General features: G+C 42.9%; 20 protein-coding genes. 3 read left to right on the top strand and 17 right to left on the bottom strand.

Features of this window, described 5'->3' with window-relative positions; all coding sequences use genetic code 11:
- Positions 1-2: 2 nt before the first annotated feature.
- Both rplT and rpmI read right to left on the bottom strand, forming a co-directional pair.
- Entirely contained in the window at positions 3-359 is a 357-nt protein-coding gene (rplT, locus tag LC586_RS08665; RefSeq protein ID WP_069069781.1) for a 50S ribosomal protein L20, read from the bottom strand.
- A gap of 19 nt (positions 360-378) precedes the next feature.
- A complete protein-coding gene (gene rpmI, locus LC586_RS08660; RefSeq protein ID WP_109007939.1) occupies positions 379-576 on the bottom strand; it encodes a 50S ribosomal protein L35 in 198 nt (65 codons plus the stop codon).
- 113 nt (positions 577-689) lie between these two features.
- On the opposite strand from rpmI, the gene LC586_RS08655 reads away from it, so the two are divergent.
- Positions 690-1,223, top strand: coding sequence for a GrpB family protein (locus LC586_RS08655; RefSeq protein WP_229484155.1), 534 nt, complete (start codon positions 690-692; stop codon positions 1,221-1,223).
- Positions 1,224-1,236: 13 nt separating this feature from the next.
- Here the strand turns inward: LC586_RS08655 and LC586_RS08650 are convergent, their stop codons facing one another.
- The 6 genes from LC586_RS08650 to LC586_RS08625 all read right to left on the bottom strand — a co-directional run bounded on the left by LC586_RS08650 (position 1,237) and on the right by LC586_RS08625 (position 5,276).
- On the bottom strand, positions 1,237-1,542 hold the full coding sequence (locus LC586_RS08650) for a type II toxin-antitoxin system RelE/ParE family toxin (protein ID WP_229484154.1): 306 nt from the start codon (positions 1,540-1,542) through the stop codon (positions 1,237-1,239).
- Positions 1,542-1,826 (bottom strand): type II toxin-antitoxin system ParD family antitoxin, encoded by a 285-nt coding sequence (locus tag LC586_RS08645; protein WP_229484153.1) that lies wholly within the window; start codon positions 1,824-1,826, stop codon positions 1,542-1,544. The genes LC586_RS08650 and LC586_RS08645 overlap by 1 nt, the downstream gene beginning before the upstream one ends.
- A gap of 201 nt (positions 1,827-2,027) precedes the next feature.
- Positions 2,028-4,088, bottom strand: a complete 2,061-nt coding sequence (locus tag LC586_RS08640) for a ribonuclease catalytic domain-containing protein (protein ID WP_229484152.1) — start codon at positions 4,086-4,088, stop codon at positions 2,028-2,030.
- Positions 4,089-4,262: 174 nt separating this feature from the next.
- Complete coding sequence (rpsR, locus tag LC586_RS08635) at positions 4,263-4,478, bottom strand: 30S ribosomal protein S18 (protein WP_012411240.1); 216 nt, start codon at positions 4,476-4,478, stop codon at positions 4,263-4,265.
- A gap of 2 nt (positions 4,479-4,480) precedes the next feature.
- Positions 4,481-4,675, bottom strand: coding sequence for a 50S ribosomal protein L33 (rpmG, locus tag LC586_RS08630; protein WP_094333178.1), 195 nt, complete (start codon positions 4,673-4,675; stop codon positions 4,481-4,483).
- Between the two features lie 43 nt (positions 4,676-4,718).
- The gene (locus LC586_RS08625; RefSeq protein ID WP_229484151.1) at positions 4,719-5,276 is read right to left on the bottom strand and encodes an RDD family protein; all 558 of its coding nucleotides are present in this window, start codon (positions 5,274-5,276) and stop codon (positions 4,719-4,721) included.
- A gap of 531 nt (positions 5,277-5,807) precedes the next feature.
- Between LC586_RS08625 and LC586_RS43395 the strand changes: the two genes are divergently transcribed.
- Together LC586_RS43395 and LC586_RS08620 are read left to right on the top strand one after the other, a co-directional pair.
- Positions 5,808-5,930, top strand: a complete 123-nt coding sequence (locus LC586_RS43395; RefSeq protein WP_041565249.1) for a DUF8629 family protein — start codon at positions 5,808-5,810, stop codon at positions 5,928-5,930.
- A gap of 299 nt (positions 5,931-6,229) precedes the next feature.
- Positions 6,230-7,897 carry an MBL fold metallo-hydrolase gene (locus LC586_RS08620; protein WP_229484150.1) on the top strand — a complete coding sequence of 556 codons (1,668 nt, stop codon included), beginning with the start codon at positions 6,230-6,232 and terminating at the stop codon, positions 7,895-7,897.
- 310 nt (positions 7,898-8,207) lie between these two features.
- Here the strand turns inward: LC586_RS08620 and LC586_RS08615 are convergent, their stop codons facing one another.
- From LC586_RS08615 to LC586_RS08575, 9 genes are all read right to left on the bottom strand, one after another.
- On the bottom strand, positions 8,208-8,519 hold the full coding sequence (locus tag LC586_RS08615) for a DUF6679 family protein (RefSeq protein ID WP_012408115.1): 312 nt from the start codon (positions 8,517-8,519) through the stop codon (positions 8,208-8,210).
- A 218-nt stretch (positions 8,520-8,737) separates the two neighbouring features.
- The gene (locus LC586_RS08610) at positions 8,738-8,890 is read right to left on the bottom strand and encodes a hypothetical protein (protein WP_229484197.1); all 153 of its coding nucleotides are present in this window, start codon (positions 8,888-8,890) and stop codon (positions 8,738-8,740) included.
- Between the two features lie 245 nt (positions 8,891-9,135).
- On the bottom strand, positions 9,136-9,354 hold the full coding sequence (locus LC586_RS08605; RefSeq protein WP_229454773.1) for a hypothetical protein: 219 nt from the start codon (positions 9,352-9,354) through the stop codon (positions 9,136-9,138).
- A gap of 291 nt (positions 9,355-9,645) precedes the next feature.
- Entirely contained in the window at positions 9,646-10,434 is a 789-nt protein-coding gene (locus LC586_RS08600; protein ID WP_229484149.1) for a Nif3-like dinuclear metal center hexameric protein, read from the bottom strand.
- Positions 10,435-10,473: 39 nt separating this feature from the next.
- Positions 10,474-11,223, bottom strand: a complete 750-nt coding sequence (locus LC586_RS08595; protein ID WP_229484148.1) for a hypothetical protein — start codon at positions 11,221-11,223, stop codon at positions 10,474-10,476.
- Positions 11,224-11,504: 281 nt separating this feature from the next.
- Entirely contained in the window at positions 11,505-11,918 is a 414-nt protein-coding gene (locus LC586_RS08590) for a secondary thiamine-phosphate synthase enzyme YjbQ (RefSeq protein WP_229484147.1), read from the bottom strand.
- Positions 11,919-11,961: 43 nt separating this feature from the next.
- Entirely contained in the window at positions 11,962-12,186 is a 225-nt protein-coding gene (locus tag LC586_RS08585; protein ID WP_229484146.1) for a hypothetical protein, read from the bottom strand.
- A complete protein-coding gene (locus LC586_RS08580) occupies positions 12,183-12,680 on the bottom strand; it encodes a hypothetical protein (protein WP_229484145.1) in 498 nt (165 codons plus the stop codon). The genes LC586_RS08585 and LC586_RS08580 overlap by 4 nt, the downstream gene beginning before the upstream one ends.
- A gap of 2 nt (positions 12,681-12,682) precedes the next feature.
- Positions 12,683-13,789, bottom strand: coding sequence for a glycosyltransferase family protein (locus LC586_RS08575; RefSeq protein WP_229484144.1), 1,107 nt, complete (start codon positions 13,787-13,789; stop codon positions 12,683-12,685).
- Between the last annotated feature and the right edge of the window lie 181 nt (positions 13,790-13,970).

Raw genomic sequence — 13,970 nt, 5'->3', positions numbered from 1 at the left:
CTTTATCCTTTAGCTTGATTTGCTAGTTCAGCAACTTTGCCGAAGCTAGCTGGATCGAGGACTGCTAATTGTGCCAACATCTTGCGATTTAGTTGGATATCAGCTTTTTTCAAGTTACCGATCAACTGGCTGTAGCTCAAGCCGTGTTGCCTTGAAGCAGCGTTGATGCGGGTGATCCAGAGACGGCGAAAATCGCGCTTTTTCTTTTTGCGATCGCGGTAGGCACTGCGTAGCGCCTTCATTACTTGTTGGTTGGCAGTTCTAAACAGAGTTGAGTGGGAACCGCGAAAACCTTTAGCTAGTTTGAGAATTTTATTGCGGCGCTTCCGAGCTACATTACCGCGTTTTACCCGAGTCATAACTTATTTCCTTAAATACTTACAAATATGGGAGCATCAAGCGCACGTTAAGTTCATCGCGTTCATGTACAAGCGCACTCTGACGCATACTACGCTTTTTGTCAGAAGATTTGTGTTCTAAAAGGTGGCTTTTGAACGCTTTACGACGGACGATTTTGCCGGTACCGGTGGCACGGAATCGCTTTGCCGCGGCTTTACGAGTCTTTAGTTTAGGCATGGTCTAGCTTTAATTCGACACGATCCATTATTATACTAATAAAATTGCTGGAATGGAAATTAAATAAAGGATTTAACCAACTACAATCTCTGTAGATAAAATTAATTTTACCGATGGATGAAGTAAATATAGTCGAATATGACCCACGGTGGCAGACTTTGTTTGCACAAGAAGCCGAGCGTATTTGGCAGGTACTAGGCAATGACTTGGTTGTGGAAATTGAACATATTGGGAGTACGGCAGTACCAGGAATGGCAGCCAAGCCAGTTATTGACATCATGGTAGGAGTCCGTTCCTTAGTAAATGCGAAATCTACTATTCCGGCATTGGAATCTTTGGGATACGTTTATTGGCGTGAAAACCCAGATCCAGGACGGATGTTTTTTGTGAAAGGAATGCCACCATACGGAAAGCAACGTACTCACCATGTTCATATAGTCGGGGTTGACAGCGAATTTTGGGAACGCAAGCTATTTTGCGACTATCTGAGAAGGCATCCTGAAGAGGCGAAACGATATGAAGCTTTAAAACGCGATTTGGCGGCAACTTTTCGGAGCGATCGCGAGGCTTATACCAATGGTAAAAATGACTATATCCAGGCTGTGATGTCAAAAGCACGGTATGAGGAGATGGGGGAAATCCCTTAGATCAAATGCAATTTTAAGGAATATCCTCACTTAAAAAAACTGTTTCTAAATCCCGATAACCACTGACAATACGTGCAACTTCCACACCACCATCAATGGGACGATAAAATATCAAATAATCTTCTACGGGGAAACTCCGTAAACCGCTAGCAAAATTATCGCAACTTTGCCCCATATTAGGAAAATTAGCCAACAGCTTACACTGCTGTATAATTTTTTTGTTGAGTTTTCGAGCCGCACCAGGATTAAAGCGGGTAATATAGCGGCTAATTTCTTTCAAATCTAATCTAGCTGAAGGCGCTAAAATACACCTACTCATTATTTAGCAGCCTCAGCTTGTTGCATTTGGGCTTCAGCACGTCGAATGTCTTCTTCTATTTCTGCAAATACCTCTTCACCATCAATTCCTTCACCACGTTCGAGTTCTTCAATACCAACTTGGATTTTAGCTTTCAATTCTGCTAGACGCTGATCTCGAATGCGATCGCGTTCTTCTAACAACCTCAATGCTTCACCCATCACCTCACTAACTGAGTGATATTTCCCACTACTAACCTTATCCTTAACCAACTGCTCCAGTTCTGGGGTCAAAGATATATTCACAACTATTACCTCATTCCATTTACCCTATATCCTAACCGAAAGGAGTTGGAGCAAGATTAAAATAATTTGTAATTGAATAAATTGGGGTGTAAATCCTCAGCTAATTTAAGATCACCAAGAAAGACAATTACGCGCAAGTGTTTCACCAATAATTACGAATTACGTTAGCGTAGCGGGGCGTAGCCCATTACGAATTACGAATTAATTCGCTGCTGTTTGGGCTTCTTGATAAACTATTTCTTGAAACTGGATAATATCTTTTTGCGGATCGGCGTGGCTAACTTTCACCAATATCTGTTCGCCCAACTTCACAGAACGTTTGAAAACCATTGGTAACTGCAAGCCCAAATCTTCTAACAAAATTAAGGCTAAGTTGCTGTCTTCCCGCAGCCACATCAACACTGTTACATCCCAAGTTTCCTCTGGATGACGGCGTAAATACTCTAGAGCATAATATCTATTAGTTTGGCGTTCCACCATCGTCACCTCTTGGGTGATGCTGGTGACAGTCATCATCACTTCTTTAAGTTGATCTGCGGAAAATGGTAAAACTTCACCCCGCAAATGGGCTTTAAGTTGGAAGTGGGTAAGCAAGTCACTGTAACGGCGGATGGGAGAGGTTGCTTGAGTGTAAGTATCCAAACCCAAACCAGCATGGCGCAGAGGCGTAATGCTCATTTCGCTCTTGGGCATACAACGACGCATAGCGCAAGCGCGAACGAATCCGGCGGGAAGTAGCAGCAATTCTTCTTCTGGGGGTAATTCTGGTTGCGGCTGACCGCGAAAGGGCAAAGGTATGTTATGAGCTTTACCATAACGAGCCGCAACTTCACCGGCAACAATCATCATTTCTGCTACTACTTGCCGCGACGGGGAATCGTCCAAAATGTCAATATTTATCTCGTCACCTTTGACTTTGATCATCGCTTCCGGCATGGTGATGCTAATTGCCCCTTGGGCGTAACGCCAAGCTTTGCGCTTCTGTGCCCAAGTAGCGATCGCAGCAATTTCCGGTTCTGCCTGTACCCGTAATTGCAGCATTTCATCTACATCTTCGTAGGTGAGACGATAAGTCGGCTTAATCAAGCTGGTATGAATGCTGTAATCTTCTACTCTCCCACTTGTATCTAAAATAATCCCGAAACTGAGGGCGCAACAAACCCGTCCCTGTATCAGACTCATCGGCCCAGTCGCCAATACCTCTGGAAACATGGGAATCATCCCCGTAGGTAAATAGACTGTACTACCCCGCTTTCTGGCTTCCAAATCTAATTCATCTTCTGGCACTAACCATCGAGTGGGATCGGCGATATGCACCCATAGGCGTTCCCGGCCATCGGGGAGTACTTCCCAACTCAGACCATCGTCGATCTCTGTGGTAGTTTCATCATCAATGGTGTAGACCTTCAGGTGAGTCAGATCAAGGCGGTTTGTATCTGAGTCAATCGGCGGTAAATCCAAACGCTGTTGCGCCACTTCTAATACCTTATTAGGAAATTGGATCGGAATTGAAGAACGACGCAGGAACAAGTTTTCATAAGGACTCCAGCAACCCAAATCCACCAACAGTTGAAAGGCCCCTTGGGGTGTTGTGGGTCGTCCCAGCATGGTCATAGTTTCTAATACTGGAGCGCTTGGCGGATAAGCGCGAGCCAAGGAGTCATAATTGACCCCTGTCCGCACGGTGTCAGCAAGCAGTGCTGCGTATTTTTCGAGTCCTTCTAAGCGCTGGCGATCGTGGCGCCCCCACTCTACTGCTTCACCTTTGAGCGCTTGCTCTACACGAGTTAAAAATTCCTGCTGTCCCTTAGCTTTTAGTGCCTCTACTTCCATCTGGTGCTGGCGTTCTGCCACCTGAGCAGCAGTTCGCGGCTCGTAAGCGTCTCCTTTTTGCTTGAAATAAAGTTTGTCGTCGGATAACAAGCAATGGGCGGCGTAACAAGGAGGCGCAGTTGATTCAGAAAATAGCAGATTCGCCATTTGCTCAGGGGTGACTGTTTCCCCATCTTCAACCAGTAGTTCCCAAGCCACTTCTAAGCTAGATGGATCTAAATAAGGCTTGACCTGCTCCAGAAAATTGGCAATCTCTGAGGGCTTGTACGTCTGTCCTGTAACTGTATAAGTTATTTGTCTAGGCGCGAGGCTGTGGGATTGACCACGTTCGTCTACCACAAACCAGCGGGTTTTACCGTCTGGACGTTCTACGATGCCCAGACGGCGATCGCCTTGAACCCTAAATTCAACTAGCGTCCCCTTCTCCACAACTCTCGCACTTTAATTTGGTGAACAGTTTAAATAGTTTTAAGTTAGGAGTTAGGAGTTAGGAGTTTTGATTCTTAACTCCTGTACAGACGCGATTAATCGCGTCTCTCCTGTACAGACGCGATTAATCACGTCTCTCCTGTACAGACGCGATTAATCGCGTCTCTCCTCTTTTTAGCCTTCCGCATTGATAAATGGCAACAAAGCCACAATCCGCGAACGTTTAATTGCTAATGTCAACTCTCGCTGTTGCTGAGATGTAAGCCCAGTAATCCGACGTGGCAATATTTTACCCCGCTCGGTGACAAACTTACGCAGTAAATCAACATCTTTATAATCGATTGGTTCTCCTGGCTTGATCGGAGAAAGGCGACGACGGAAATAACTCATCTCTACTTAATTTCCTTGTGAACGGTATGTTTGTTGCAGTGGGTGCAGAACTTTTTCAGTTCTAGCCGATTAGTGGTGTTGCGGCGATTCTTGGTGCTGGTATAACGTGAAACACCAGCAGAACGCTTGTCTGAATTTGTCCGACACTCGGTACACTCTAGTGTCACAATAATGCGGGCACCTTTACTCTTAGCCATAATCTTACAAACAGTGAAGCCTGAAGAGAATTAACACAAATGACTATCTTCTCACATTCCGCCGCATATTATCAACTAATCTTTTAATTTTTATATCGAGCGAGTAGCCACGACGCGACGAAACTATGAAAGTTCCACAATAGCGATCGTGTAAAGCCTGCCGCATCTGGGCATCAGATAAGGCAGTCCCACAATCAATTGCTAGGGGAAGTACTAGCAGTATAGCAGTGGGATTGGCTCTAATATTGCTCAGGGCAATTGACACTAAAAGGGCACCCAAGCCGACGATCGCCTCTCGCTTCACCAATGAGAGCAAATCTGGAACTCTGCCCACTACTTCCCCATCTTCAACTTCCAATACCTTTAAATCGAACGCCCAACGCCCTAAACTTTGCCCTTGATTGTTGTATACCACCAGCACCCGCAAAATCAGCCAAAGTATCACAAAAACGAGGATTTGCACAAATTGAATCCCGATATCGCCGCCTCCCAGTAGGGAACTGACTAACCAGACACCAAGGAAATCAAGCCCCAATGCCATACCTCGCCGCCCAATTTCAGCCTTGGGATAGTGTTTTTGGGGAAGTCGTTCGATACTCATACAACACAGGTATTTTTATTGAGGGGTTGGGAAATAATTGCTCCTGTTTTTAATATTAAGGTGACGGCTTGGGTTTGGCGTTTAGACTAGTACCGCAAGGCGGAAGTCAAAAGTCAAAAGTCAAAAGTCAAAAGTCACGCATAATTGTATTCCAAGCTTTTGCGCCATTTGAAATGGTATGTTTATTTACGCCGTGCTGTACTAATTTTGGATGAAGAGAGCGTTTTTAGTAAAGTTTAGTAAATTATTAAAGGTTGTATCTAAAGAGCCTCAAAAGCTTATTTGAACAGTGGGTCAATCCTAACTACTGAGGATTTTTAGAGGGTGTAGAGGATTGCTCCTGGTGTCATATTGCTTTACATCTAGATCAATGGACAGGTGAACCGAAAGGTTCTACAATCTGACTGATTGCGGTAAATTTACCTATTGCCCAATCCACATAAGCATAGTAAAGATTTTCTAGTGATTACATTTGATTGCGGAAGCACTAAATTAATATAGGAAAGTCTTTAAGTAAGGGGCAGCAAAAAAATGGATGTAAAGCTGATTCTAGCTGGATTGACAGTTATCTTTACGCTTTCGTGCTTATTTTTTGGTACGAAAAATGGATTCTATGATTCAGATAACTATCACGGCAATGGCTCTGCACATTGAGATAAATCTGTAAATGCTTGGGCGACTTCCCGTAGGGTGAGTTGGTTAAGAGCGTTCAGAACTTGCAAAGGGAAAATAAACAAGAGGCATCCTTGAGCTAGTAGTTTGATGGCTTCTCGTTAGTCCACCTTTCTGAATCAGTGCGGGTTCAGTGAAGGCGTCCTCCCCAATCAAAAATCTGTATTCTCAGGGTGTAGGGGCGCACGATAAAACTTACCCCTAAGTCACAAAACCAAAATTTGTGTAATTTTTGGCTTTTGGGATATGTCCATGATGATGAGGTTTGAGGGGAGGAGAGCATGAGGGATAATCTGTCGGCATCCTCTCGCGTAGATGCTGCGGAAGGGGGTACTGAATTAGAATGTTTCCCCTATAGTGTCCAGCATTACGATGAGGGCGTGTGTTTATTGGTGAAAATGGGCCCACACCGCATCCTATTGGATTGTGGTTTGGAGGATATTTCATCGTTGGCGAAGGAGCTTACTAAGTCGGTACGGGGAGTTGGTTCGCCCTCACCAGCAGATTTCGTTTTGATTAGTCACGCCCACCCAGATCACGCCAGAGGCTTACTGGCACTACATAAAGCTTTTCCAAAGTTACCTATTTATGGTAGCGAAGTAACCAGCAAGTTACTGCCGTTGAATTGGCTAGACCAAGATCCTGAGAAAATTTCCGAATTTTGTCATGCCTTGCCGTTGCGATCGCCTGTGGAATTCCAAGATGGTTTGGTGGCAGAATTATTCCCCGCAGGGCATCTACCGGGGGCTGTGGCAATTCTCCTTACCTACACCACTAAGCAGCGTACTTATAAGCTACTGTATACAGGAGATTTTTTCCTGTCAAACTCCCGGTTAGTAGAAGGTTTGCGCTTGGAGGAACTGCGAGGATTAGACTTGGATGTGCTAATCATTGAAGGCAGTTATGGCACATCCCGTCATCCTCACCGCCGCAACCAAGAAAATCAACTAGCAGAAAGAATTAATCGCGCGATCGCTGACCATTGTTCTGTGATCCTTCCCACTCCTGCTTTAGGATTGGGTCAAGAACTACTAATGCTCTTACGCTCTCATCACCACTTCACCGGACGAGATTTAGATATCTGGGTAGATGGTGCTGTCGCTACTGGGTGTGATGCCTACTTAGAACTGCTACCCCACCTTCCCCCATCTGTACAGAACTTTGCCCGCCATCAACCCTTATTTTGGGATGAACGGGTGCGTCCCCGCGTGCGTCGTTTACAAGCAGAACATCGTCCCAGTGTGGGTAAGTCACCTTGTATAGTCCTCACCGACTCTACAGATGATTTAGGTAAGCACTGCCAACTAGACACTGGCCCTTGGCTAATTCTCCTACCAGAAAAAATTGATATAAAAGTTAATAAAGAATATTTAGCACCCACCACTGTTGAAACTTATCTCTTGGCTCAACATAGTGATGGCCCTGGTACTACGCAACTAATTCATAATTTGCGACCCCAGCACGTCATTTTTATTCACGGTTCTCCTGCCTACTTGGCAGACCTGACTAGCTTAGAGGAGTTGCAAAACCGCTATCATATACATTCCCCGGCGGCTAACACTTTAGTAGAATTGCCTATCGGCGATACATTTTTACAACCCGCAGCACCAGAAACTAATTACGAAGGCGAACTGACAGAGTTGGGAACAGTAATCACAATCACCCTAGCCGATGTGATTACTACCGATCCTCGTTGGCGGCAGTTTGCTGATACTGGTTTGATCGAAGCTCGTTGGCAAGGCGAAGAACTAGTATTGAGGGGATTGTCTCAACGAGAATTGCTCAACCAAAATAGCGATCGCTATACATGGACAGATGTAGACTGTTGCGGTACTTGCCGACATCAAAGGGGGCAGCGATGTTGGAATCCAGCTTCCCCGTTGTATAACTTTAAGGTAACTCTAGAAGGTTACTGTCCTGCTTTTGAAGGTTTGAATGATAGCCAATAGTCATTAATCCGATGCCCTTTGCCATTTTTAATTAATGACTAATGACTAATGACCCTTACGGGTGACGCTCGTGCCTCGCTAGCGCTGCGCTAACGCCAGTCGCTCATGAGGGAAACCCCCAAGACCGCGCTGGCTCACTAATGATATGATGTCCGGGAAATTAAGCATAATACCCCCAACCCCACCCCGCAAAAGCTACGCTTTCGCTCCCCTCCCCGCAAGCGGGGAGGGGTTGGGGGTGGGGTTCTTTTATTATGGGTAACTTGGCGGAGATGATATGACTAATGACTACTAACTAACTAATGACTGATTATTCTGGATTCGAGTCAGTGTAACGGTTGTGGATGCGTTCGGCTTCGGGACAATCTTCAGTCATCAAAGGCTCCACATTACCGCGTGGTACTGAAGCTAGTTTTTGCGTTACAGCACCAATGCTCTCGAGGCGAACCATTTCTTCCCAAGAACAAACTTCGTCCTCTTCTTCTGTTTCATAGCGTAGGGTCACTAAATCTCCCTCTATGTCGATGATGCGGGCGCGTTCAATCCAGCGTTGCTGGTCCCGCAAGAAAACACATACCTCGCGCCCATCGCAACAGAGTTGATAAATCTTGCGGTGTAGCATGTACTGTTTCTGCCTTTTTAAACAACGTAGTTAAACCTGTGAAAATCTGGGTTATACCCAATTACATTACACCTTTAAGAGGTTAATTTCACCGTTGAGAACAAGTACGCTTCATCACCCAATCCCAAGACTTGCTTGTAGTTGTCAAATATTAGGAAATTTAGGGTCATAAATCAATGCTTGCTTTAGCAATGAACTCAATCTCCCTCCGGCTCATTTTACTCAATGTCTGCTTCATCGAAGTCAAACAATTCGGAACCTGTCCTAACCAGGTTGATATTTGCTGGTGAGTCCTTGTTACTATTATGTAATAAAGAATACTCCAAACCAATCGTTGATTGCGGTTGTTTAACTTGCCTACTTTTAATCATTGGCATTGCTGGGAAGTCCGGGGACTTGGTTTTACTTTTACCCATGTGTATCTGATCTTAACTCATTCTCTTGCTGACCTTGATGATTTTCAACAACAACACCTAAATAATTTTGAGTTTTGAAGGTTTTTGCCTGATGATAGCTAAGGAAAAGGCAACGGAGTAGGGGCAGAAGCTTCAGGGGCAAAAGAAATGGGGGGCAGAGGGGAAACATGAGAAAATTACCCTCCACTTATTTTGGAGTATCAGCAAGATTTATACGGTAGCGGAAATTCCATAAGCACGTTCGACGAGGACGCTTCTCTTTTAATTTTACCTGCCCGAACTGCATCGTATAGGGCTGCGAGGGCTGACAAATCCTCTTCCTTCCAGCATTTAGTGACTAGCACTTGATGGAGTAATCCTTCAGATTCAACACTAAGATATCCAGTTTGGAAAGCAGATTCAACGAGTGTGCGAATCATCTTGGTTAGGACAGAGTAAACAAATTGCTATGTCAAGTGTGGAACATTTCCCTCTGATCCTAATTGATATGGAACATGAATAGCATGTGATTATCATTACACCTAATTAGTGATTTAGATCACAACAAGCGGTGACAATATGATATTTAGGTGCATCTATCTATTAACATACGGAGATTGATATTACAAAAAACTTTAGCCTCGGTACGGAGAGGGCACATAATTTAACAATATTAAAAGATAGGGAAATTTTTAAGCGAGTATCTTAAAAATGTAGTGAAACATAAGCAATCAAGCAAAAAACTGGCGGAAATCTTCATCCTTTTGACTTAATTGCACCCAGTCTAGGTTTAAGGACTGGAATTTTTGCGCCAAGCGATCGCAAGCCGGACGTTCGGTAGCGTAATGTCCGGCATCGATTAAAATGAGATTGCGATCGCGGCTTTCTTGAAACTGATGAAACTTACAGTCAGAAGTCAGATAAGCTTGGGCACCAGTTTTAGCGACGGCTGAAATGAAACTAGCCCCCGAACCACCCAAAACAGCAACTCGTGAAATTGTTTGCTGTAAATCAGCACTTGGGGAAAAAATCAAATTAGGGGGAGCAAGTCGCCCTTGAATGGCTGCGAGTAATTCCTGTAATGTTAGAAATGGCTCTAGCAAACCAATACGACCATATCCTAACCCTGCTTGTGTAGGTTGTATTGGAGTAACTTCTTTGAGTTCTAAAATTTGAGCTAAAACGTCAGCAGTACCATCCTGCACTTGGTCAAAATTGGTGTGGGCAGTGTAAACACCAATATTATGGGTAAAAGACAACCGTACCATTTCTGCGATCGCTTCACCAGTACGTAAAGATTTGGGAGGAGTAAAAATCAAGGGATGATGGGCAAATATTAGATTAGCATTTAGAGCGATCGCTTCCTGCATTACTGCCAAAGTCGGTGTCAAACATACCAAAACCCGTGCTTTCTCCTGCAACACTCCTGGTTCAATCTGCCAGCCGCAATTATCCCAGCTTTCACACCAAGCGGGATTTGCCCATGCTTCAAACCAAGTAATTAAGTCAGCAATTTTCATAATTATTTTATTCAGCAATTTTTAATTTTTAATTGCTAATCAGTGTTTCTGTGGTTGAATATTTAATTTTAATGCTAATTGCTGGCGCATTTCTTGGAAAGGTTTGTTCCAGACAGGGCTGGCATTCCAGTTCCACACTGCTACTGGGATAAGTTCTTCTTCAGCAAGACAAGTTAACAGACGATATTCATCTTCTGGTTCACGAGAAAAAGTGAAGGGATTACGGTAGCCTGTGTCACATAGTTTATAAGATGTAACCTGACCGTGATTAATCCGTTGTAAAAGTTCTTTCCCTTTGACGAGCAAATAATCCAAAAAAACCAGACTAAAAGGCTCTATATATGCGCGTTTTTGTGGCTCTTTTTGTACCCATCTTGCCCACTCAAACCCATACATAAAATCGTGAACGTAACGGAAGCGCATTTCCGTTTTATTTCCGAACATTTCTGTAAGAGAAACCATCTTTCTACCAAAAGATTTTAAAAAAGCTATAGCACCTTCATCTGCTACTAAAGCCTGCCTAAGCATACTACTTACCAGAAAATCAAAATCCCAGAATATGTTTTCTGGGAAGTTTTGCAACTGAGTACGGACTATGCTTTCGAGAGTTTCTTGAAGGGTTATGAGGAGTTCAATATCAGTGTTTTGTTCAGTAATTAAATTTTCCAATTCTGCAAAACTGGTAATTAATGTTTTCTGGGGATTAAGTGATAATAGATTAATAGACTGTTGGGCAAGGATTTCATCAATAAATTGGAAAATATGAGTTGGTGTCAGTTCTTGCTTCATAGTAATTGAAATAGCCCAGACAGCTTACAATAAATATTAGTTTATATCGAAATAAGTAGGGTTTTAAATAATCACAAATAAACTTTACTTTTTAATTTACAAATTGACATGAATTATTTAGCATGTATCAAATTAATTTTCATGACAAAGCGATCGCTGCAAAATTTATTTCATGTATATTACCGCGAGTTTATGAGATTATAGCCAAAAGGTAAGCTGGATAACTAGAGTATTTAAACTCTACAGAACTCTACCTTAAATAAATAAAACTTGAGAATCGCCTATCCAGAAATATGGACAACCAATTCTCTTAAATGACTGTGCTGGCGGTGTTCCCAAATATAAATTCCCTGCCAAGTTCCCAGTACTAAATGACCACGATTGATGGGGATATGTTCAGAAGTGTGGGTGAGTGCGGTACGAATGTGTGCCGGCATATCATCGGGGCCTTCTGCATCGTGAATGTATTTTCCCGATTCTGGCACAAGTTTTGCCATAAAGTTAGCTAAATCCACAAGGACATCGGGATCAGCATTTTCTTGGATGACTAAACTGGCTGAAGTGTGGCGTAAAAATAGAGTACAAAGACCAGTTTCAACTCCCGATTCTGCAACTGTGGCTTCAATTTTTGCAGTGATGTTGTAAAAAGATTTACCAGTGGTGGAAATTTTTAGTAATTTTTGGTAGTGAGTCATTTAAAACAGTAATTATTGATGACAGTAAAAGCTAATTAGCCGTTCAGTCTGCTTGATTTGGTTGTTGTTCTGCCGTTGCTTGATCGTTAGACTGAGTATGTCTTCTGCTAAAGAGACTTAACACCGCATTTACAAACTCTTTGAGGACATCGGGGATGATAGGTGTGTTAGGCAGATTGTGAGATAAAGCTGTAATGTTAGCCCGATCTGGCTCTGGCAGTTGTAAACTCTTTTTAGAGGATGTTATATCGTCTTGGTTGGTATTCATAGTTTTTGTAGTTCAGGAATGAAATAAACTGTTACTTTATGTAACAAGGCAACAAATGCGATTCCGGCAGTTACAAAAGTAGCATATGTCAATGATTGAGAAATATTCTCTACTTGCTTCTGATTTTCATTATAAGTCTCTCTCAAGTTAACTAACATCTGTGACTGGTATTCTTGAGGTGAAAACTTCAAATATTTATTCTGAAAATCGTCAGTTTCTAGGTTGGGGCTGACAAAAAATTTGCGTGGCAATAAAGATCGTATTAGTAGCATAAAGTTAAAAATTAGTAATAATATTTCTACTACACTGAGAAAACTAAATATTGCAATTAGTCTAGATATTGTTAGAAAACTTAATAATGCGGTGTTTGTGACAAATAGGATGTTCATTTGAGTGATTAAAATTTGCCGTTCTTCTTTTTGTCTTTCAATCACTCGACGCACATCTTGAGCGGCTAATTCCAACGTTTCTTCGTCTATTGTCGGATCTTCCATTATTAATGTATGTTGTTTTGAAGAACTTTATTCGACTCGAAATAATTAATTACAGCATGAGCGATCGCTTCATTACCATCCTTAGCAATTAGTTCAGATTGCTTTAGCGATTGAGGTAACTCACGCAGAAAATCCCAAGTCCCTTGAAAAAAGTCAGATGGGGTAATGATTTGATGCTGGTTATAATTTGTTATGCCTTCTATTATAAAAGTTGCTTCGGCAAAGTCCTCACGGGGGATGGTAACAATAGGTACTCCTAATAGCGTGGCTTCAGCAAAAGTACTGTAACCAGGTTTAGAAACGACTCGCCCACAAATAGGCATAAAATCTACAGGGCGGTATTTGCGGTCATCAATTTTAACTAAATTAGGCAAATCAGGGGCAGATTGATCAAAGACGATAAATTGCCAATCTGGAAATCGCCGCAGGTTATCGTAGGGAATTTGCTGTAAACCCAAGCCGCCAAAGGTCAATAAAATAGTTTTTTCTACTGGTGCAGTTATTCCCCAAAGAGAACGTAAATCATCAGCAGAGTAACGGGGAGAACCGCCTGTTAAGCCGACATCTGTGATATTGTTAAAAGCTTGCATAGGTTCGTGGAAGGGGAGACGAAATAAGCGATCGCATTTTGAGTACCAATCACTAATCCAATCTGCAACTGCGGTAAATTCACCTCCCCAATCTCGGTAGATAAAGTCCCAGCCAAAGTTACTCATCATCCAACAGGGAATATTTGCACCTTTGGCAAACCCAGGAGCGAGGAAGGGAATATCTGCCAAGATGAGATTAACGCGATTTTGGCGGATAAAATTGACTTCTGAGGCAATCAACGAATTTTGATGCTTCTTAATATCCAGCAACTTTTCTAAAGTCGCTACTTTATCCATTGTCAAACTATCGGTTTGCACCACACCCAAATCAAATGCACGGGGACGATAGATAAAATCGCCTTCTATGTAGCACTCTAACAACCAGCGTGGGGCAGTAGTTACCAGAATTAGCAGAACTTCTGGACATAATTTTTGAATTGTCGCAGCTACAGAAGCAATGCGGGTAGCATGACCAAAGCCGTGGTTAGTTATGGCTAAGTATAAGATTGGGCGTTCCATTTTCAAGTTAGGAGTTAGGAGTTAGGAGTTAGGAGTTATACCAATTCTCTGTAAACTTGCACGTAATAATTGCTCATTATTCCTTGGCGTACTTGGCGTACTTGGTGAACCAGCGCTGTAGGCGGGTTTCCCGCCGTAGGCGACTGGTGAACCCGAAGGGCGGTTCGTTTAATCAAATATT

Source organism: Nostoc favosum CHAB5714 (genome assembly GCF_020829495.1).
In the GTDB taxonomy this organism is placed as follows: domain Bacteria; phylum Cyanobacteriota; class Cyanobacteriia; order Cyanobacteriales; family Nostocaceae; genus Nostoc; species Nostoc favosum.
The sequence above is the reverse complement of the archived record's forward strand: the minus strand, read 5'-3'. Positions and strand labels throughout refer to the sequence as shown.